Below are 19,489 nucleotides of genomic sequence, written 5' to 3' on the forward strand. Positions count from 1 at the left end.
CCGGGGATATGGCAGAATTGCGACGACGATCTTATTCGGGTAACAGGATCAAAAAGGCCGGCTAGCATCGCTAACCGGCCTTTTTATCCTCAACCGATGCTAATCGTGGCGAGGATAATCTGGGCTATTGATCCACGCGTGATCCTCTTCCCAGGTAAACATCCATTTGCGATCCGGGCCGGCCATCACGTTCAGATAGTAGCTGTCATATCCGGCAATCGCCGCCACCGGATGGTAGCCGCGCGGCACCATGACCACATCGTGGTTGTAGGGGGCCATGCAGGCATCAAGGCTGCGGTCATCGGTGTAGACGCGCTGGAAGGCAAACCCCTGCGGCGGATCGAAACGGTGATAGTAGGTCTCTTCCAGCTGGGTTTCCTGTCCCGGCAGCGCCGTATCGTGCTTGTGCGACGGCCATGAGCTGGTCGCCCCTTCCTCGGTGTAAACCTCCACCACCAGCAGGCAGTCCGCCTGCGCGCTATCCGGCAAAATATTGTGCACCAGCCGCTGGTTGCGTCCCTTACCGCGATGCTCTACGCCCACGTCCTGCGGGGAGATAACCCGTGCAGGGAAGGTTCCTTTACCCGGGGCGCTGCATACGGCCAGCTCGAGGTCAGAATCTGCCGTCACTTCGACTTTATCCTGCGGCGGCACGTAGACTGACCAGGGCGGCGTCCGCTCAAACGGCGACATACGCTGGCCGAGGTTCGGGAAATCCGCCCGCGTGGTTTTTACCGAACCCAGACCGGCAACCAGCACCAGGCACAGTTCGCGATCGCCGCTTTCCAGGGTGACGGTTTGCCCTTTCTTTAACATCCAGACATCAAAACCAATGTACTTCCACCCCGCGCTCTGCGGGGTGATGTGCTGAATCTGCCCTTCTTTTTTTGCTTTAGCCAGTAAAGACATGGCGCTCTCCTTCGCCGATTAGCCTAACGTCGGCATACTGAATTCAGATACGGTTTGCTGACCCTGCGGCCAGCGGACGGTGGCGGTTTTCATACGCGTATAGAAGCGCACGCCGTCCGGGCCATGGACGTTCAGTGCGCCGAATACGGAGCGTTTCCAGCCGCCAAAGCTATGGAAGGCCATTGGAACGGGTACCGGTACGTTGACCCCAACCATTCCGGCCTGGACATCATGGACAAATTCACGCGCGGTGTGGCCGTTGCTGGTAAAGACGGCGCTACCGTTGCCGAACTCATGGCTGTTCACCAGCTCCAGCGCGCTGTGGTAATCCGCCACGCGGACAATCCCCAGCACCGGGCCAAAAATCTCTTCGCGCCAGATAGTCATCTCCGGCGTGACGTTGTCGAACAGCGTTCCGCCGACGTAGTATCCCTCTTCAAACCCGGGCACCTGCGGCTTGCGTCCGTCAACCACCAGCGTCGCCCCCTCGCTGACCCCTTTATCAATATATCCCAGCACTTTTTTCTGATGGGTATCGGAGACGACCGGCCCCATTTCGTTCTCTTCTTTTCCGCGCATACAGCCCGGCCCAACCTTCAGGGATTCCACCAGCGGCTTCAGGCGCGCAATCAGTTTATCCGCCGTTTCATCACCCACGGCAACCACCACCGGCAGCGCCATGCAGCGCTCGCCCGCCGAGCCGAACGCGCCGCCCATAATGGCATTCACGGTGGCATCCAGATCGGCATCCGGCATCACAATCGCGTGGTTTTTCGCCGCGCCAAACGCCTGTACCCGCTTGCCATAAGCGCTGGCGGTTTTATAAATATGCTCCGCCACGCCGGAAGATCCGACAAAGCTTACCGCCGCGATCCGCGGGTCCCGGTATAGCTGCTCGGCATCTTCGTTGCTGCAGTGCACGACGTTAAAGACGCCATCCGGCAGACCCGCTTCTTTCAGCAATTCCGCCAGACGCACCGCGGCAGTAGGCGCCAGCGCTGGCGGCTTCAGGACAAAGCTGTTGCCGCAGGCCAGCGCCAGCGGGAACATCCACATCGGTACCATCGCCGGGAAGTTGAACGGCGTAATGCCCGCTACCACGCCCAGCGGCTGCATCAGAGAATAGCTATCAACGCCGGTGCCGACATCCGATGAGAACTCCCCTTTGATCAGGTGCGGAATACCGCAGGCAAACTCAACGACTTCCATGCCGCGCGTCAGCTCCCCCATCGCGTCGGAAAACACTTTACCGTGTTCGCTGACGATAATCCCCGCCAGCTCTTCAGCGTGCTGTTCCAGTAACATTTTAAAATTGAACATCACGCGGGCGCGGCGCAGCGGCGTGGTGCGCGACCAGCTTTCAAAAGCATCACACGCCACCTGAATGGCGTCAGAGACTTCCTGCGCGGTCGATAACGTGACTTCGCGGACCACTTTGCCCGTCGCGGGGTCGAAAACCGGCATTGTTTTGCTGCTGACGCTGGTAACGGTTTTCCCGCCAATAAAGTTTCCTGTGATAGTCATGCTCTCGCCTCATCTGTATGGGGTATCGGGGGCCAACGCAGTACGGCCCATTACTGGATCTGCTGTGCTGTAACCGTAGTAAAATGAAATTAATATTTCAATATTGATGACTAGTGAAATTCTATTTTGGTGATGATGGTCGCAATTTCGTGTAAGAAATTGCCGGCTTGCGGACTAAAGCACGATAAAAAGAGTTGAGATTTAGCGCCACCTGCAACCCGTGCTCTTTTAAATGCAGCAGAAAAATATTTTGCGAGTCGGCTCAAAAAATCACCATTTCATACATTGCTAATTTTGGAATAAATGTTTTGACTATGAGGCATTCGAACGAATCCGATCCCTACGTTTCTGGAGAGTCAAAATGGCTATTGCATCGCAACGTTTCTGCATCAACCGCAAGATCGCCCCGTCACTCAGCATTGAGGCCTTTTTCCGGCTGGTGAACAGCCTGGGGTTGAACAAAGTCGAGCTACGTAACGACCTCCCCAGCGGAAAAGTAACCGACGACCTGAGCCACCAGCAGGTGCGGGAGCTGGCTGACCGCTACCATATTGAGATCCTCACTATCAATGCGGTCTACCCCTTCAACTGCCGCACCGCAGAGGTTCGTAGCCTGACGGAGTCATTGCTGAAAGAAGCCAAAGCCGTTGGTGCCAAATCGCTGGTGCTGTGCCCGCTGAACGATGGTACCGAGGTTCCGGCGAGCGAAACCCTTAACGCCCTGCGTGACCTGGCGCCGCTATTCGCCTTCTACGGTATTCAGGGGCTGGTGGAGCCGCTCGGTTTCCCGCAGAGCTCGCTCCGCTCCTCGGCGCAGGCGCAAACGCTGATCCACGACGCGCGGGTGCCGTTTAAGCTGCTGATAGATACCTTCCATCATCATCTTTATCCGCAGGCGGAGCAGGAGTTTAACCAGGTGGATATCGGCGAAATCGGTCTGGTCCATCTTTCCGGCGTAGAGGATACCCGCCCGCGCGAAGCCCTTACCGACAATGAGCGCATCATGCTGACCGCAAAAGACCAGCTGCAAAGCTGCGAGCAGGTCAAAAACCTGGAGGCGCGCGGCTATCAGGGCGTGTATGCGTTCGAACCCTTCGCGCCGGAATTGGCAAACTGGAGCGAAGACGATATCCGCCGCGAAATCGAACAGAGCATCGCGTTAATTCAGCGCCACTGCGCCTGACGTGAATAAGCGAAGGTGCGCGTGATTTCCCTCCTTTTGCTATCAGGTTGCCTATACTCGCAGCAGGATAAATGGAGAAATCGTTCATGAGCTCACCTCTGCTGATTGCACGCACGCTGGATAAACAGCTGCATTTACTGCCCGCTATGGCCAACCGCCACGGCTTGATTACCGGCGCCACGGGGACCGGTAAAACCGTCACTCTGCAAAAGCTGGCGGAGTCTTTCTCGGAAATCGGCGTTCCGGTATTTATGGCCGATGTGAAAGGCGACCTCACCGGTATCGCCGAGTCGGGCCAAAGTTCGGAAAAGCTGCAGGCGCGTCTGGAAAAAATCGGCGCAACGGACTGGCAGCCGCACGCCAATCCGGTGGTGTTATGGGATATTTTTGGCGAAAAAGGCCACCCGGTTCGCGCCACGGTTTCCGATCTCGGGCCGCTGCTGCTGGCTCGCCTGCTTAACCTCAATGAGGTTCAGTCCGGGGTGCTGAATATCATCTTCCGTATCGCCGACGATCGCGGGCTGCTGCTGCTCGACTTTAAAGACCTGCGCGCCATAACCCAATACATTGGCGACAACGCCAAAGCGTTTCAGAACCAGTACGGCAACATCAGCAGCGCCTCCGTTGGGGCGATTCAGCGCGGATTATTAACCCTGGAGCAGCAGGGCGCGGAGCACTTTTTCGGCGAACCTATGCTCGATATCCAGGACTGGATGCGCGTCGACGCTGAGGGTAAAGGGGTGATTAATATCCTGAGCGCCGAAAAGCTTTACCAGATGCCGAAGCTGTACGCCGCCAGCCTGCTGTGGATGCTCTCCGAGCTTTACGAACGCCTGCCGGAGGCCGGTGACCAGGAGAAGCCAAAGCTGGTCTTTTTCTTTGATGAAGCGCATCTGCTGTTTAACGATGCGCCGCAGGTGCTGCTGGATAAAATCGAGCAGGTCATCCGCCTGATTCGTTCTAAAGCCGTCGGGGTCTATTTTGTTTCACAAAACCCGGCGGACATTCCCGATGCGGTTCTCGGTCAGTTGGGTAATCGCGTGCAGCACGCCCTACGCGCCTTCACGCCGAAAGACCAAAAAGCGGTAAAAACCGCCGCGCAGACCATGCGCGCGAATCCCGCGTTCAGTACCGAACAGGCGATCCAGGAGCTGGGCACCGGCGAGGCGCTGATCTCCTTTCTTGATGAGAAAGGCAGCCCTTCGATAGTGGAACGCGCGATGGTTATCGCCCCCTGCTCTCGTATGGGGCCGGTCACCGATGACGAACGTAACGGGCTGCTTAACCACTCGGCGCTGTACGGAAAATATGAAGAAGAGATCGACCGTGAATCGGCCTTTGAAATGCTGCAACAGGGCGTTCAGAGCACAACGGAGCAGCAGCAATCACCGCCCGCAAAAGGCCAGCAAAACGGCGATGACGACGGTCTGCTCGGCGGGCTCAAAGACATTCTGTTCGGCACCACCGGGCCGCGCGGCGGCAAACGCGACGGCATTGTGCAAACGGCGGCCAGGAGCGCGGTGCGTCAGGTCACCAACCAGATAGTCAGGGGAATGCTGGGAAGCTTACTTGGCGGGCGGAAACGCTAAAAAAAGCCCCCTTTCTGAATTCAGGAAGGGGGCGCGTGACGTCAGGTTTTACGCATCATCAGCCAGAGGCTCAGCAAGAAGAAGCTGGCGCTCGGCAACAGCGCGCCGATAATCGGCGGAATGCCGTACACCAGGGTGAGCGGGCCGAAAATCTGGTCCAGCACGTAGAAGATAAAGCCGAAGCTGATCCCGGTCACCACTCTGACGCCCATCGGTACGCTACGCAGCGGGCCGAAGATAAACGACAGCGCCATCAGCATCATCACCGCCACCGACAGCGGCTGGAAGATTTTGCTCCACATATTGAGCTGATAGCGGCCCGGATCCTGACCGCTGGACTTCAGATAGGTAACATAGTTGTGCAGGCCGCTGATGGACAGCGCGTCCGGGTCCAGCGCCACCACGCCGAGCTTGTCCGGCGTCAGGTTGGTCTTCCAGGTCCCGCTGACCGTCTGCGTTCCGGTGACCTGTTTCGGGTCAGTCAGGTTGGATTCATCCACCTGCGACAGTCGCCAGAGCTTATTCTCGGTGTCGAACTTTGCCGAAGCGGCATAGCGAACGGACTGTAAGCGGCGCTGGTCGTTAAAGGCGTAAATGCTCACCCCGCCCAGCTCATCGTTGCCTTTTACCCGCTCGATATACACAAAGTTATGGCCGTCTTTCGCCCATAGCCCCTGCTGAGTGGAAAGCAGCGAACCGCCGTACATCTGCTGAGCACGATAGTTACGCGCCATCTGCTCGCCCTGCGGGGCAACCCACTCGCCCATCGCCATGGTCAGCAGCACCAGCGGAATCGCGGTTTTCATCACCGACAGCGCCACCTGCAGACGGGTAAAGCCGGAAGCCTGCATCACCACCAGTTCGCTGCGCTGCGCCAGCATCCCCAGCCCCAGCAGCGCGCCGAGCAGCGCCGCCATCGGGAAGAAGATTTGGATATCTTTCGGCACGCTGAGAATCGTGTAGATTCCGGCCCCCAGCGCATCATAGTTGCCCTGCCCGGCCTTTTTCAGCTGGTCGACAAACTTGATGATGCCCGAGAGGGAAACCAGCATGAACAGGGTCATCATGATGGTATTGAAAATCGTCTTACCGATATAACGGTCAAGTACCCCAAACGCCTGCATCACGCCGCTCCTTTGTTAAAACGGGCACGGAAGCGGCGCATCGGCACCGTATCCCACAGGTTCAACAGCACGGCCAACGCGAAATAGAGCAGGTTTACCGCCCACATCCAGACCATCGGATCCATTTTGCCTTTACCGCCGCTCGATTTAATCGACGTTTGCAGCAGGAAGAACACCAGATAGAGCAGCATCGCCGGCAGCATCGACAGCACGCGGCCCTGGCGCGGGTTCACCACGCTGAGCGGCACCACCATCAGGGCCATGATGAACACCGTTGCCACCAGCGTGAAGCGCCAGTGCAGCTCCGCCCGGGCGCGATCGGTATCGGTATGCCACAGGGTGCGCATATCCATCTGCTCGGTATCGTTCGGGTCGGAGGCCACCGCCTGATGGCCGACTATCGCCTGATAGTTTTTGAAGTCGGTAATGCGGAAGTCGCGCAGCATCGCGGTGCCTTCAAAGCGGGTGCCCTGATTCATGGTCACCACCTGCGAGCCGTCTTTACGCAGCGAGAGCTCGCCGGTATCCGCGACCACCACCGACGGGCGCGCGTTGCCTCGCGGCCGCAGCTGAGCAAGGAAAACGTCGCTGAAGCGGTTGCCGTTGACGTTCTCAATAAACAACACCGCGCTGCCGTCGCTGGCCTGCTGGAACTGGCCCTGAGCCAGCGCCGCCATGCCGGGGTTCGCTTTCGCTTCCGCCAGCACTTCATCCTGGTGACGAGAAGACCAGGGGCCGGCCCACATCACGTTGACCGCCGCGACGACGCCCGTAAAGAGCGCCAGGATCATGGCGGCTTTCACCAGCACGGCTTTACTCAGGCCGCAGGCGTGCATCACCGTAATTTCGCTTTCGGTATACAGTTTGCCCAGCGTCATCAGCAGCCCGAGGAATAAGCTCAGGGGCAGAATAAGCTGCGCCATTTCAGGTACGCCCAGCCCTAACAGCGAGAGAACCAGATTTGTCGGGATATCGCCATCAACAGCGGCGCCGAGGATCCTGACCAGTTTCTGACAAAAGAAAATGAGCAGCAGGATGAATAGGATCGCCAACTGGCTTTTCAGCGTCTCACGAACCAGATATCTTATGATTATCACTATAAATACGCCCGTAAAAACCCGTTTTATTGCAGGAAAATTGCTTGTTTCATGGCTTAAACGTCATTTATTCTCTTTGGTCGTCGAAAACATCGCTAAGATTAAATGACTCGCTGGTTCTGCGTATCAGGATCTTTTCTGACGAACCAAGGCCGTAATAACGTTAAGATTAACACGAAGTCACCACAACAGCGGACATGAGTTACGAAAGCTTTCAATTTCTATACTCTATGGATTTCGAGTTGCAGGCAGGCGGCAAGACTGTGAAGCCCCGGAGCTTACATCAGGTAAGTGACAGGGGTGAGCAGGCGCAGCCAACGCATCTGCAACTTGAAAGACGACGAGTATATCTGTAGCCACCACTGTTGTCTTTAAGATTCAGGAGCATAGTGCATGGAGTTCAGTGTAAAAAGCGGTAGCCCGGAGAAGCAGCGGAGCGCCTGTATCGTGGTCGGCGTCTTTGAACCACGTCGCCTCTCCCCCATCGCCGAACAGCTTGATAAAATTAGCGACGGTTATATTAGCGCCCTGCTGCGTCGCGGCGAGCTGGAAGGCAAGCCTGGCCAGACTTTATTGCTGCACCATGTGCCGAACATTCTGTCAGAGCGCATTCTGCTTATTGGTTGCGGCAAAGAGCGCGAGCTGGATGAACGTCAGTACAAGCAGGTCATTCAGAAAACAATCAATACGCTGAATGATACCGGCTCAATGGAAGCCGTCTGCTTCCTGACCGAGCTGCATGTCAAAGGCCGCAATAACTACTGGAAAGTGCGTCAGGCGGTCGAGACCGCCAAAGAGACGCTGTACAGTTTTGACCAGCTGAAAACCAACAAAAGCGAGCCGCGTCGCCCGCTGCGTAAAATGGTCTTCAACGTCCCAACCCGTCGCGAGCTGACCAGCGGCGAACGCGCCATTCAGCACGGTCTGGCGATTGCTGCCGGCATCAAAGCGGCGAAAGATCTCGGCAATATGCCGCCAAACATCTGTAACGCCGCCTATCTGGCCTCTCAGGCGCGCCAGCTGGCCGATACCTACAGTAAGAACGTCATTACCCGCGTTATCGGCGAACAGCAGATGAAAGAGCTGGGAATGAACTCCTATCTGGCGGTCGGCAACGGTTCGCAAAATGAATCGCTGATGTCGGTTATTGAATATAAAGGCAACCCGGCGGAAGACGCGCGCCCTATCGTGCTGGTGGGTAAAGGTCTGACCTTTGACTCCGGCGGCATCTCCATCAAGCCTTCCGAAGGCATGGACGAGATGAAATACGACATGTGCGGCGCGGCGGCGGTGTACGGCGTGATGCGTATGGTTGCCGAACTTCAGCTACCGCTGAACGTTGTCGGCGTGCTGGCCGGATGTGAAAACATGCCGGGCGGCCGCGCCTATCGTCCAGGCGACGTGTTGACCACGATGTCCGGGCAAACGGTGGAAGTGCTGAACACCGATGCCGAAGGGCGTCTGGTGCTGTGCGATGTGCTGACCTACGTTGAGCGCTTCGAGCCGGAAACCGTTATCGACGTGGCCACGCTGACCGGCGCCTGCGTGATTGCGCTGGGCCACCACATCACCGGTCTGATGTCGAACCACAACCCGCTGGCCCACGAGCTGATCGGCGCGTCCGAACTGGCGGGCGATCGCGCATGGCGTCTGCCGCTTGGCGACGAGTTCCAGGAGCAGCTGGAGTCTAACTTTGCGGATATGGCCAATATCGGCGGCCGTCCCGGCGGGGCGATTACCGCGGGCTGCTTCCTGGCGCGCTTTACCCGCAAGTACAACTGGGCGCACCTGGATATCGCCGGTACCGCGTGGCGTTCCGGGAAAGCCAAAGGCGCGACCGGTCGTCCGGTAGCGATGCTGTCGCAGTTCCTGCTTAATCGCGCCGGATTTACCGGCGAAGAGTAATTGCCGTCTGATGCCCGGCGGCGTTACGCTTGCCGGGCCAACGAAAAGATGCCGTTTATAGGCCGGGTCAGCGTAGCGCCGCCCGGCTTAAGCATTTAAAGTCACCACAAGAAGCCCCATATATGAAAAACGCAACGTTCTATCTTCTGGACAATGATACGCAACAAGACGGCCTGAGCGCCGTTGAACAACTGGTGTGTGACATTGCCGCAGAACGTTGGCGCAGCGGCAAGCGGGTACTCATCGCCTGTGAAGATGAGCAGCAGGCCATTCGTCTGGACGAAGCGCTCTGGGCTCGACCCGCGGAAAGTTTCGTTCCGCATAATCTGGCGGGAGAAGGTCCGCGCGGCGGCGCGCCGGTGGAGATTGCCTGGCCGCAAAAGCGCAACAGCAGCCCGCGGGATATTCTGATTAGCCTGCGGCTAAACTTTGCAGATTTTGCCACCGCTTTCACAGAAGTGATAGACTTCGTCCCTTATGAAGATTCTTTGAAACAACTGGCGCGCGAACGCTATAAAGCGTACCGCATGGCTGGTTTCAACCTGAACACGGCAACCTGGAAATAATGGAAAAGACATACAACCCCCAAGATATCGAACAGCCGCTTTACGAGCACTGGGAAAAGCAGGGCTATTTCAAACCCAATGGCGACGAAAGCCAGGAAAGTTTCTGCATCATGATCCCGCCGCCGAACGTCACCGGCAGTTTGCATATGGGTCATGCCTTCCAGCAAACCATCATGGATACCATGATTCGCTACCAGCGCATGCAGGGTAAAAACACCCTGTGGCAGGCCGGTACCGACCACGCGGGTATCGCTACCCAGATGGTGGTTGAGCGTAAGATTGCCGCCGAAGAAGGTAAAACCCGCCACGACTACGGTCGCGACGCCTTTATCGATAAAATCTGGCAGTGGAAAGCGGAATCCGGCGGCACCATTACCCGTCAGATGCGCCGCCTGGGCAACTCCGTGGACTGGGAGCGCGAGCGCTTCACCATGGACGAAGGCCTGTCCAACGCCGTAAAAGAAGTCTTTGTCCGCCTGTACAAAGAAGATCTGATCTACCGCGGCAAGCGCCTGGTCAACTGGGACCCGAAACTGCGCACCGCCATCTCCGATCTGGAAGTGGAAAACCGCGAGTCTAAAGGCTCGATGTGGCATATCCGCTATCCGCTGGCCGACGGCGCGAAAACCGCTGACGGTAAAGATTATCTGGTCGTCGCCACCACCCGTCCGGAGACGGTGCTGGGCGATACCGGCGTGGCCGTTAACCCGGAAGATCCGCGCTATAAAGACCTTATCGGCAAATTCGTGATCCTGCCGCTGGTTGACCGCCGCATTCCGATTGTGGGCGATGAACACGCCGATATGGAAAAGGGCACCGGCTGCGTGAAGATCACCCCGGCGCACGACTTTAACGACTATGAAGTGGGCAAGCGTCATGCGCTGCCGATGATCAACATCCTGACCTTTGACGGCGACATCCGCGAAACCGCGGAAGTTTACGACACCAAAGGCAACGAGTCCGATGTCTACTCAAACGTCATCCCGGCGGAGTTCCAGAAGCTGGAGCGCTTTGCCGCGCGTAAAGCGGTGGTTGCCGCTATCGACGCCCTGGGCCTGCTGGACGAGATTAAACCGCACGATCTGACCGTCCCGTACGGCGACCGCGGCGGCGTGGTAATTGAGCCGATGCTGACCGACCAGTGGTACGTCCGCGCCGACGTGCTGGCTAAACCGGCGGTTGAAGCGGTGGAGAACGGCGACATCCAGTTCGTGCCGAAGCAGTACGAAAACATGTACTTCTCCTGGATGCGCGATATTCAGGACTGGTGTATCTCCCGCCAGCTGTGGTGGGGTCACCGCATCCCGGCATGGTACGACAACGACGGCAACGTCTACGTTGGCCGCACCGAAGACGAAGTGCGTCAGGAAAATAACCTGGGCGCCGACGTGGCGCTGCGCCAGGACGAAGACGTTCTCGATACCTGGTTCTCCTCCGCGCTGTGGACCTTCTCCACCCTCGGCTGGCCGGAAAACACCGATGCCCTGCGTCAGTTCCACCCGACCAGCGTGATGGTTTCCGGCTTCGACATCATCTTCTTCTGGATTGCCCGCATGATCATGATGACCATGCACTTCATCAAAGATGAAAACGGCAAGCCGCAGGTGCCGTTTAAAACCGTCTATATGACCGGTTTGATCCGCGATGACGAAGGCCAGAAGATGTCCAAATCGAAGGGCAACGTTATCGACCCGCTGGATATGGTCGACGGCATTTCCCTGCCGGAGCTGCTGGAAAAACGCACCGGTAACATGATGCAGCCGCAGCTGGCGGAAAAAATCGCCAAACGCACCGAGAAGCAGTTCCCGAACGGCATTGAGCCGCACGGTACCGACGCCCTGCGCTTTACCCTGGCGGCGCTGGCCTCTACCGGCCGCGATATCAACTGGGATATGAAGCGTCTGGAAGGTTACCGTAACTTCTGCAACAAGCTGTGGAACGCCAGCCGCTTTGTGCTGATGAATACCGAAGATCAGGATTGCGGCTTTAACGGCGGCGAGATGACCCTGTCGCTGGCGGACCGCTGGATCCTGGCGGAATTCAACCAGACCATCAAAGCCTACCGCGAGGCGCTGGACGGCTTCCGCTTCGATATTGCCGCAGGCATTCTGTACGAGTTCACCTGGAACCAGTTCTGCGACTGGTATCTGGAGCTGACCAAGCCGGTAATGAACGGCGGTTCCGAGTCTGAGCTGCGCGGCACCCGTCACACGCTGGTGACCGTTCTGGAAGGTCTGCTGCGCCTGGCGCACCCAATTATTCCGTTCATCACCGAGACCATCTGGCAGCGCGTGAAGGTCATTTGCGGTATCACTGCCGATACCATCATGCTGCAGCCGTTCCCGCAGTACGATGCGTCTCAGGTTGACGAAGCGGCGCTGGCCGATACCGAATGGCTGAAGCAGGCGATCGTCGCCGTGCGTAACATCCGTGCGGAAATGAACATCGCCCCAGGTAAGCCGCTGGAGCTGCTGCTGCGCGGCTGCAGCGAAGCCGCGATTCGTCGCGTGAACGACAACCGCAGCTTCCTGCTGAACCTGGCGCGTCTGGAAAGCATCACCGTGCTGCCTGCCGATGATAAAGGTCCGGTTTCCGTGACCAAAATTATCGACGGCGCCGAGCTGCTGATCCCGATGGCTGGCCTTATCAATAAAGAAGATGAGCTGGCGCGCCTCGCTAAAGAGGTGACCAAAATCGAAGGCGAGATTGGCCGCATCGAAAGCAAACTCTCCAACGAAGGCTTTGTGGCGCGCGCGCCGGAAGCGGTGATCGCCAAAGAGCGTGAGAAGCTGGAAGGTTACGCGGAAGCAAAAGCGAAGCTGATTGAGCAGCAGGCGATTATCGCCGCGCTGTAATTCACTCGCCCCTTATCCATTCGGATAAGGGGCGTTTTCTGTGAAAGATCCTCGCTTGCACTCTCCCCTCCCGCAGTGTTATTAACAACATTATCCGTCATTATTTTGCAATGAGTCTTCACATGAATACGAGCGCAACCCTACCGCTAACCCTGCGCCGCATCACGGCTAATGATAATCCGGCGATTGCCGCTGTTATCCGCCAGGTCTCCGCTGAATATGGTCTGACCGCCGACAAAGGCTATACGGTAGCCGATCCGAATCTGGATGAACTCTATGAGCTTTATAGCCAGCCGGGTTCCGCCTATTGGGTCGTTGAGCAGAATGGTGAAGTGGTGGGCGGCGGCGGCGTGGCACCGCTCTCCTGCAGCGAGCCCGATATCTGCGAACTACAAAAAATGTATTTTATGACCTCCGCGCGCGGCCAGGGGCTGGCGAAAAAGCTGGCGCTGATGGCCCTTGATTACGCCCGCGAGCAGGGATTCAAACGCTGCTATCTGGAAACCACCGCCTTCCTGAAAGAAGCGGTCGGTTTATATGAGCACCTCGGCTTCGAGCATATTGCTGAGCCGCTGGGCTGCACCGGCCACGTTGACTGCGAAGTCAGGATGTTGAAAGTGCTGTAGCGCCCGCAAAACGGCGACGTTGATTAATCGAAAAAATGCATGGTTTTCATGCAAAAAGAGCGTTATTCACCGCCCGTTTTCGCTAATACACTCTTCGAGCATTGGATCTTTTCGCCTGCCGCCGCGGCAGGCTTTGCTCAGGATAGAACATCATGAAAAAACTCCCCCTCCTGCTCACCGGCGGCCTGCTGCTTGCCGGCATGGCTTCCTGCGTTAACGCCGGCGAACTTGCTGGCAATACCGAAGGCGCTCAGGTCATTCGCGTGGAAAAAACCCGGGGCCGTATCGATGCGCTCAACGATATCGTTTATAGCCAGGTAAAAAGCACCGTCGCCGTTCGTCAGCTGCATATGTCTTTACTGGTACCGCGTAACGGCGATCTGAAACCGGCAATCATCTATTTCCCCGGCGGCGGTTTCACCAGCGCGGCCTGGAATAAGTTTATCGAGATGCGTATGGCGCTGGCGGCGGCGGGATTCGTCGTCGCGGCGGCGGAATACCGTACGGTTCCCGACACCTTTCCGGCCCCGGTTATCGATGGTAAAGCCGCCGTTCGCTATCTGCGCGAACATGCCGCGGAATACGGTATAGACCCGTCGCGTATTGGCGTGCTGGGGGATTCCGCAGGCGGCTATATGGCGCAGATGCTGGCGCTCACCAACGGTGACAAAACGTTCGATCGTGGCGATAACCTGGCGCAATCCTCGGACGTGCAGGCCGCCGCCACGCTGTACGGTATTTCGAACCTGTTGAATATCGGCGAAGGTTTTCCGCAGGCGATTCAAAAAGTGCACCAGTCGCCGGCGGTCACTGAAGCACTGCTGGTACACGGTAGCGCCTTTCGCGACTGGCCGGGAGCGACGATTGACAGCGATCCGCAAAAAGCCCTGGCGGCCAGCCCGATGGGCCATATCAGCGGTAAAAAGCCGCCGTTTTTAATTATGCACGGCAGCGCCGACACCCTGGTTTCACCGGTACAAAGTCAACAGCTCTATCGCGCGCTGAAAAAGGAGGGCAACCCGGCTGATTACGTGTTGCTGGCGGGCGCGGAGCACGGCGATGACAGCTGGTATCAGAAGCCGGTTATTGAACGGGTGGTGAACTGGTTTAAAGCGACCCTCGGCGCGCCCAAAGCCGCCGCGACGGCAGAGAAAGACAAAAACGCCAATCTGTAATGGATCGTCAGGCCGCGGCGGTGAAGCGGCGACCTGACGCTCAGGCGGGCACGCCGCTGTGAAAACGAAACTCCGCTTCAGGCGCGTTAATAAGCGCCGCTTCCGCTTCGCCAAGCTGGCGCACGCGTTCGCTGATATCGTCCTGGGCGATTCTCTGCGCCAGGTCCAGATAGTCCTGATAGTGGCGCGCTTCGGAACGCAGCAGCGACAGATAAAACTTCTGCAGATCGTCATCCAGCCATGGCGCCAGCGCGGCAAAACGCTCGCAGGAGCGGGCTTCAATATAGGCTCCGCAGATGAGTTTATCGATCAGCATGACCGGTTCGTGAGAACGCACTTCCCGGCGCAGCCCGCGGGCATAGTTGCTGGCGGTGATTTTGACGTACGGGATTTCGCGGGAAAGCATGATTTCCCTCACCTGCCAGAAGTGATGCAGCTCCTCTTTGATCAGCAGAATCATGCTGTCGAGTAGCTGACGTCCCCAGGGATCGTCGGTCTGCGGCATGGCGCTTTTATTTATCTGCTTATGCAGCGCGACGAAATCCGGCTCCGGCCCCCAGCGGTAGGTGAAGTCCTCATACGGCTTCAGGCAGGCCAGCAGCTCATCCGCGTCCGCTTTATCCGCGACGTATCGACGCACCAGCAGCATAGCGTTTTGCGCCGCTTTCAGCTCGCACACCATATGGTCGGTCAACAGCAGCGGGAGGTTTTCCGGTTTACGGGCTTCATCAATCCACGCCTGAGGAGTTGGGCAATGCAGAAAGCTTAAAATCGGGGCGAGTATTTGCGGGTAATCCATTAAAATTCCTTGCTATACGGCGGCATACCGCACCGCCGTATACCTCTGCTACTTAGTGGCGAACGCCGTCATCGTCTTCATCAACCAGATCTTCGTCGTCGTCACCTTCTTCGTCTTCCCCGTTCGGATCTTCGTAGTAGGTGCCCCAGCCGTCGTATTCAACGTCGTATTTTTCCGCCAGGGTCATCAGCTGCTCAACCTGGGCGTCAATCAGCTCGGCATTCAGCGCGGATTCGCTGAGAATATCGCAGCAAATCACGGTATCGCCCTCTTCGACTTCCAGCTCTTCCGGCTCAGTCACTTCGTAGCCCAGCTTGAAGGCCTCGACCGCCACTTTCTCCAGCGTTTCGAAATCATCGGCAGAGAGATGATGCTCAATGGTGTACAGCGCGTCAGGATCGCTGCCGTCTTCGAGCAGCTCTTCAATAATCAGGCGCGTTTCTTCACGCTGTTCTTCCAGTAATTCCGGGTTTGCCATGGCTCGTTCCTCATAATGTGTCGCGGATGCTTCTATTGTCACATACCGCCGTGATTGCCTCCACCTTCTGAGCGAAAGATTTATGACACGGGGTTGCAAATGAATATTCATACATATAAAGTGAATTTTAATTCAACAAATGGCTTAAGCCATGTGAGGGAACCATGTCCGCGTTTTATCAGAAGCATTTTTTAAAGTTGCTCGATTTTACCCCCGCCGAAATCACCGCTCTGCTTGAGCTGGCGGCCAGGCTTAAAGCTGATAAGAAAAACAATATTGAAATTCAGCATCTCACCGGCAAAAACATCGCGCTCATCTTCGAAAAAGACTCTACCCGCACCCGATGCTCTTTCGAAGTTGCCGCATTTGACCAGGGCGCTCGCGTCACCTGGCTCGGCCCCAGCGGCAGCCAGATTGGCCATAAAGAGTCGATTAAAGACACCGCCCGCGTGCTGGGGCGCATGTACGACGGTATTCAATATCGCGGCCACGGCCAGGAAGTGGTTGAAACCCTGGCCGAGTATGCCGGCGTTCCGGTATGGAACGGCCTGACCAACGAATTCCACCCCACCCAGCTGCTGGCGGACTTACTGACCATGCAGGAGCATCTGCCGGGCAAAGCCTTTAATCAGATGACCCTGGTCTACGCCGGCGACGCGCGGAATAATATGGGCAACTCCATGCTCGAAGCCGCCGCGTTGACCGGGCTGGATCTGCGTCTGGTCGCGCCAACCGCCTGCTGGCCGGAAGAGAAGCTGGTCGAGCAGTGCCGGGCGCTGGCGCAGAAAAACGGCGGCAATATTACGCTGACCGAAGATATTGCGGCGGGCGTGAAGGGCGCGGACTTTATCTATACCGACGTCTGGGTATCGATGGGCGAAGCCAAAGAGAAGTGGGCGGAGCGTATCGCGCTGCTGCGCGGGTATCAGGTAAATAGCGAGATGATGGCGCTGACCGGCAATCCGCAGGTGAAATTCCTCCACTGCCTGCCCGCGTTCCACGACGACCAGACCACGCTCGGCAAACAGATGGCGGCGGAGTACGGCCTGCACGGCGGTATGGAAGTCACCGACGAGGTATTTGAATCCGCGGCGAGCATCGTTTTCGACCAGGCGGAAAACCGCATGCATACCATCAAAGCGGTGATGGTGGCGACGCTGGGTAAGTAAGCGTTCCCGCGATATTTCCCCGGATTGCGCTGCGCTTATCCGGGCTACCCGCCCCCAAACCGCGCGGATCTGTAGCCCGGGCAAGGCGCCAGCCGCAGCCCGGGGTATTTTTTACGCCATCAGCATCTTCACTACCGCTTTGCGCACCTTCGCCGGCGTGCCCACGGCGCACAGCGGCTTATGCACTTCACCGGGATAGAACACCACAAAGTCGCCTTCGCTGAGGATGACGGTTTTTTCCTGCGCCCCCTCCGCCAGGAAAGCGATGTCTTTCTCCGCCAGCCAGTCGATATCCGGCGCGCCGGCAGGGAGAACGCTAAAGGTCATTCCTTCCTGGCCTTTCAGTACAATCTGGATGTCCAGGTAGCGGGCGTGATACTCGGCGCGGCGGTCGGCCATCGGCTCGGTGGTATCTTCGGAAATGAGATAGAACAGGTTGTTGCCGTCAATATCATGTTTACCCAGCGGCGTCGCGTCGGTGACATGCGCTTTAACATGTTCGATCGCCTCACGCAGAGACGCCGGCAACCCGCTTTGCAGATGGTGAATATTTCCAACGATCATAATAGCCCTCAAATATAAAACAGCTTTTCATTTCGCGTTTATACCCCCCATCCGACTGCCATACCACCTCTTTTTGCGGGTTTTTTGCGTTAACGCATGATTCCCCAGGCAAACGTTTACCTGTTTGTGGATTAATCGCTTGATCCGAAATATGAGCTGCGTATAATGCCACCCGTTTTGCCGGGAGGAATTATGGTTCAGTGTGTACGACATCGCGTCTTACCGCGTCTGAAAACAGACGCTGGCCTGCCGTTTTTTCTTTCCGTTGCATCCGTATTCGTAAAGCCCCTTATTTAAGGGGCTTTTTTTTTGCCCAGGCGTCAGGAGATAAACATGGCTAACCCGCTATATCAAAAACATATCATTTCCATAAACGATCTCAGCCGCGAAGACCTTGAACTGGTACTGGCAACCGCAGCAAAACTCAAAGCCAATCCGCAACCGGAGCTGCTCAAGCATAAAGTGATCGCCAGCTGCTTTTTTGAAGCGTCGACCCGCACCCGCCTGTCGTTTGAGACCTCCATGCACCGCCTGGGCGCCAGCGTGGTCGGTTTCTCAGACAGCAGCAACACCTCGCTGGGCAAAAAAGGCGAAACCCTGGCCGATACCATCTCGGTCATCAGCACCTATGTCGATGCCATCGTCATGCGCCACCCGCAGGAGGGCGCGGCGCGTCTGGCGACCGAGTTCTCCGGCGGTATTCCGGTACTCAACGCCGGCGACGGCGCGAACCAGCATCCGACGCAGACCCTGCTGGATCTGTTCACCATTCAGGAGACCCAGGGCCGTCTGGAAAATCTTAACGTGGCGATGGTGGGTGACCTGAAATACGGCCGCACCGTTCACTCCCTGACCCAGGCGCTGGCGAAATTTAACGGCAACCGCTTCTACTTTATCGCCCCGGACGCGCTGGCCATGCCGCAGTACATCCTCGACATGCTCGACGAAAAAGGCATTGCCTGGAGCCTGCATAGCGCCATTGAAGAGGTGATGGAAGAGGTGGACATTCTGTATATGACCCGCGTGCAGAAAGAGCGCCTCGATCCGTCGGAATATGCCAACGTGAAGGCGCAGTTCGTCCTGCGCGCCGCCGACCTGGAAGGCGCACGCGCGAACATGAAGGTGCTGCATCCGCTGCCGCGCATTGATGAAATCACCACCGATGTCGATAAAACGCCGCACGCCTGGTACTTCCAGCAGGCGGGTAACGGCATCTTCGCGCGCCAGGCGTTACTGGCGCTGGTACTGAATAGCGATCTGGCACTGTAAGGGGAAAAGAGATGACACACGACAATAAATTACAGGTAGAAGCCATCAAACGTGGCACCGTTATCGACCATATCCCGGCGCAGGTCGGCTTTAAGCTGCTGACCCTGTTCAAACTGACCGAAACGGATCAGCGCATCACCATCGGCCTGAACCTGCCGTCAGGCGAAATGGGCCGCAAAGATTTGATCAAAATTGAGAACACCTTCCTGACCGACGAGCAGGTCAACCAGCTCTCCCTGTACGCGCCGCAGGCCACGGTAAACCGCATTGATGAGTATGAAGTCGTCGGTAAATCCCGACCGAATCTGCCGGACCGTATTAACAACGTGCTGGTATGCCCGAACAGCAACTGTATTAGCCACGCCGAGCCGGTGTCCTCCAGCTTTGCGGTGAAGAAACGCGAAAACGATATCGCGCTGAAGTGCAAATATTGTGAAAAAGAATTTTCACATCATGTCGTGCTGGCAAATTAAATTCGCCAGGTTTTATCAGGAGCAGCCCGATAAACGGGACTGCTCCTGAACGATAATTTAAATCATCCGCACGGCCGTCAACTCACTGACCTCGGGTCAGATAATCAACATTCATCAATTTCTCATCAACACGCCTCATAATTAAAAATAACAAACAATGAGATTAATCATTAAATATCACTGC

At 56.9% G+C, this 19,489-nt stretch carries 18 protein-coding genes; 11 read left to right on the top strand and 7 right to left on the bottom strand.

Annotated features, from left to right (window positions below; all coding sequences use genetic code 11):
• Positions 1–99: 99 nt before the first annotated feature.
• Together iolB and ABLU67_RS19870 are read right to left on the bottom strand one after the other, a co-directional pair.
• Complete coding sequence (gene iolB, locus ABLU67_RS19865) at positions 100–909, bottom strand: 5-deoxy-glucuronate isomerase (RefSeq protein ID WP_047724750.1); 810 nt, start codon at positions 907–909, stop codon at positions 100–102.
• An 18-nt stretch (positions 910–927) separates the two neighbouring features.
• The gene (locus ABLU67_RS19870; RefSeq protein WP_128696645.1) at positions 928–2,433 is read right to left on the bottom strand and encodes a CoA-acylating methylmalonate-semialdehyde dehydrogenase; all 1,506 of its coding nucleotides are present in this window, start codon (positions 2,431–2,433) and stop codon (positions 928–930) included.
• Between the two features lie 361 nt (positions 2,434–2,794).
• On the opposite strand from ABLU67_RS19870, the gene ABLU67_RS19875 reads away from it, so the two are divergent.
• Together ABLU67_RS19875 and ABLU67_RS19880 are read left to right on the top strand one after the other, a co-directional pair.
• Positions 2,795–3,616, top strand: coding sequence for a TIM barrel protein (locus ABLU67_RS19875; protein ID WP_032747679.1), 822 nt, complete (start codon positions 2,795–2,797; stop codon positions 3,614–3,616).
• Between the two features lie 86 nt (positions 3,617–3,702).
• A complete protein-coding gene (locus ABLU67_RS19880) occupies positions 3,703–5,205 on the top strand; it encodes a helicase HerA-like C-terminal domain-containing protein (protein ID WP_014227677.1) in 1,503 nt (500 codons plus the stop codon).
• Positions 5,206–5,246: 41 nt separating this feature from the next.
• On the opposite strand, the gene lptG is transcribed toward ABLU67_RS19880, so the two are convergent.
• Positions 5,247–6,329, bottom strand: coding sequence for an LPS export ABC transporter permease LptG (lptG, locus tag ABLU67_RS19885; protein WP_014227676.1), 1,083 nt, complete (start codon positions 6,327–6,329; stop codon positions 5,247–5,249).
• On the bottom strand, positions 6,329–7,426 hold the full coding sequence (gene lptF, locus ABLU67_RS19890) for an LPS export ABC transporter permease LptF (RefSeq protein ID WP_004098132.1): 1,098 nt from the start codon (positions 7,424–7,426) through the stop codon (positions 6,329–6,331). Before lptF ends, lptG begins: the two co-directional genes overlap by 1 nt.
• A 393-nt stretch (positions 7,427–7,819) precedes the next feature.
• Here lptF and pepA point away from each other — a divergent pair, with 393 nt between their 5' ends.
• The 5 genes from pepA to ABLU67_RS19915 all read left to right on the top strand — a co-directional run bounded on the left by pepA (position 7,820) and on the right by ABLU67_RS19915 (position 14,553).
• On the top strand, positions 7,820–9,331 hold the full coding sequence (gene pepA / locus ABLU67_RS19895) for a leucyl aminopeptidase (RefSeq protein ID WP_004098131.1): 1,512 nt from the start codon (positions 7,820–7,822) through the stop codon (positions 9,329–9,331).
• Positions 9,332–9,453: 122 nt separating this feature from the next.
• Positions 9,454–9,897, top strand: a complete 444-nt coding sequence (gene holC / locus ABLU67_RS19900) for a DNA polymerase III subunit chi (protein WP_004098129.1) — start codon at positions 9,454–9,456, stop codon at positions 9,895–9,897.
• Positions 9,897–12,752 carry a valine--tRNA ligase gene (locus tag ABLU67_RS19905; protein WP_049083845.1) on the top strand — a complete coding sequence of 952 codons (2,856 nt, stop codon included), beginning with the start codon at positions 9,897–9,899 and terminating at the stop codon, positions 12,750–12,752. The genes holC and ABLU67_RS19905 overlap by 1 nt, the downstream gene beginning before the upstream one ends.
• A 122-nt stretch (positions 12,753–12,874) precedes the next feature.
• Entirely contained in the window at positions 12,875–13,378 is a 504-nt protein-coding gene (locus ABLU67_RS19910) for a GNAT family N-acetyltransferase (RefSeq protein WP_004098126.1), read from the top strand.
• Positions 13,379–13,530: 152 nt separating this feature from the next.
• Complete coding sequence (locus ABLU67_RS19915) at positions 13,531–14,553, top strand: alpha/beta hydrolase (RefSeq protein WP_025107460.1); 1,023 nt, start codon at positions 13,531–13,533, stop codon at positions 14,551–14,553.
• Between the two features lie 40 nt (positions 14,554–14,593).
• On the opposite strand, the gene miaE is transcribed toward ABLU67_RS19915, so the two are convergent.
• Both miaE and rraB read right to left on the bottom strand, forming a co-directional pair.
• Positions 14,594–15,352, bottom strand: a complete 759-nt coding sequence (gene miaE, locus ABLU67_RS19920) for a tRNA isopentenyl-2-thiomethyl-A-37 hydroxylase MiaE (protein WP_014227673.1) — start codon at positions 15,350–15,352, stop codon at positions 14,594–14,596.
• Positions 15,353–15,404: 52 nt separating this feature from the next.
• The gene (gene rraB, locus ABLU67_RS19925; protein WP_004098122.1) at positions 15,405–15,830 is read right to left on the bottom strand and encodes a ribonuclease E inhibitor RraB; all 426 of its coding nucleotides are present in this window, start codon (positions 15,828–15,830) and stop codon (positions 15,405–15,407) included.
• A 164-nt stretch (positions 15,831–15,994) separates the two neighbouring features.
• On the opposite strand from rraB, the gene argF reads away from it, so the two are divergent.
• A complete protein-coding gene (argF, locus tag ABLU67_RS19930; protein WP_014227672.1) occupies positions 15,995–16,999 on the top strand; it encodes an ornithine carbamoyltransferase in 1,005 nt (334 codons plus the stop codon).
• A 111-nt stretch (positions 17,000–17,110) separates the two neighbouring features.
• On the opposite strand, the gene ABLU67_RS19935 is transcribed toward argF, so the two are convergent.
• Positions 17,111–17,563 carry a YhcH/YjgK/YiaL family protein gene (locus ABLU67_RS19935; RefSeq protein ID WP_014227671.1) on the bottom strand — a complete coding sequence of 151 codons (453 nt, stop codon included), beginning with the start codon at positions 17,561–17,563 and terminating at the stop codon, positions 17,111–17,113.
• A 192-nt stretch (positions 17,564–17,755) separates the two neighbouring features.
• On the opposite strand from ABLU67_RS19935, the gene ABLU67_RS19940 reads away from it, so the two are divergent.
• The 3 genes from ABLU67_RS19940 to pyrI are packed head-to-tail and all read left to right on the top strand — an operon-like array spanning position 17,756 to position 19,305.
• Entirely contained in the window at positions 17,756–17,860 is a 105-nt protein-coding gene (locus ABLU67_RS19940; RefSeq protein WP_072351778.1) for a pyrBI operon leader peptide, read from the top strand.
• Between the two features lie 36 nt (positions 17,861–17,896).
• The gene (gene pyrB / locus ABLU67_RS19945; protein ID WP_014227670.1) at positions 17,897–18,832 is read left to right on the top strand and encodes an aspartate carbamoyltransferase; all 936 of its coding nucleotides are present in this window, start codon (positions 17,897–17,899) and stop codon (positions 18,830–18,832) included.
• An 11-nt stretch (positions 18,833–18,843) separates the two neighbouring features.
• Positions 18,844–19,305, top strand: coding sequence for an aspartate carbamoyltransferase regulatory subunit (gene pyrI, locus ABLU67_RS19950; RefSeq protein ID WP_004098115.1), 462 nt, complete (start codon positions 18,844–18,846; stop codon positions 19,303–19,305).
• Positions 19,306–19,489: the final 184 nt, after the last annotated feature.

It is taken from the genome of Klebsiella sp. GN_Kp190 (genome assembly GCF_040061795.1).
In the GTDB taxonomy this organism is placed as follows: Bacteria; Pseudomonadota; Gammaproteobacteria; order Enterobacterales; family Enterobacteriaceae; genus Klebsiella; species Klebsiella michiganensis.

Excerpts from the sequence above, each read along its gene's own strand:
- ABLU67_RS19910 (WP_004098126.1), top strand. The coding sequence starts at position 12,875 with ATGAATACGAGCGCAACCCTACCGCTAACCCTGCGCCGCATCACGGCT.
- iolB (WP_047724750.1), bottom strand. The coding sequence starts at position 909 with ATGTCTTTACTGGCTAAAGCAAAAAAAGAAGGGCAGATTCAGCACATC.
- ABLU67_RS19940 (WP_072351778.1), top strand. The coding sequence starts at position 17,756 with ATGGTTCAGTGTGTACGACATCGCGTCTTACCGCGTCTGAAAACAGAC.
- ABLU67_RS19880 (WP_014227677.1), top strand. The coding sequence starts at position 3,703 with ATGAGCTCACCTCTGCTGATTGCACGCACGCTGGATAAACAGCTGCAT.
- rraB (WP_004098122.1), bottom strand. The coding sequence starts at position 15,830 with ATGGCAAACCCGGAATTACTGGAAGAACAGCGTGAAGAAACGCGCCTG.
- holC (WP_004098129.1), top strand. The coding sequence starts at position 9,454 with ATGAAAAACGCAACGTTCTATCTTCTGGACAATGATACGCAACAAGAC.
- ABLU67_RS19915 (WP_025107460.1), top strand. The coding sequence starts at position 13,531 with ATGAAAAAACTCCCCCTCCTGCTCACCGGCGGCCTGCTGCTTGCCGGC.
- ABLU67_RS19935 (WP_014227671.1), bottom strand. The coding sequence starts at position 17,563 with ATGATCGTTGGAAATATTCACCATCTGCAAAGCGGGTTGCCGGCGTCT.
- lptG (WP_014227676.1), bottom strand. The coding sequence starts at position 6,329 with ATGCAGGCGTTTGGGGTACTTGACCGTTATATCGGTAAGACGATTTTC.
- ABLU67_RS19875 (WP_032747679.1), top strand. The coding sequence starts at position 2,795 with ATGGCTATTGCATCGCAACGTTTCTGCATCAACCGCAAGATCGCCCCG.
- ABLU67_RS19905 (WP_049083845.1), top strand. The coding sequence starts at position 9,897 with ATGGAAAAGACATACAACCCCCAAGATATCGAACAGCCGCTTTACGAG.
- pyrI (WP_004098115.1), top strand. The coding sequence starts at position 18,844 with ATGACACACGACAATAAATTACAGGTAGAAGCCATCAAACGTGGCACC.
- miaE (WP_014227673.1), bottom strand. The coding sequence starts at position 15,352 with ATGGATTACCCGCAAATACTCGCCCCGATTTTAAGCTTTCTGCATTGC.
- ABLU67_RS19870 (WP_128696645.1), bottom strand. The coding sequence starts at position 2,433 with ATGACTATCACAGGAAACTTTATTGGCGGGAAAACCGTTACCAGCGTC.
- argF (WP_014227672.1), top strand. The coding sequence starts at position 15,995 with ATGTCCGCGTTTTATCAGAAGCATTTTTTAAAGTTGCTCGATTTTACC.
- pepA (WP_004098131.1), top strand. The coding sequence starts at position 7,820 with ATGGAGTTCAGTGTAAAAAGCGGTAGCCCGGAGAAGCAGCGGAGCGCC.
- pyrB (WP_014227670.1), top strand. The coding sequence starts at position 17,897 with ATGGCTAACCCGCTATATCAAAAACATATCATTTCCATAAACGATCTC.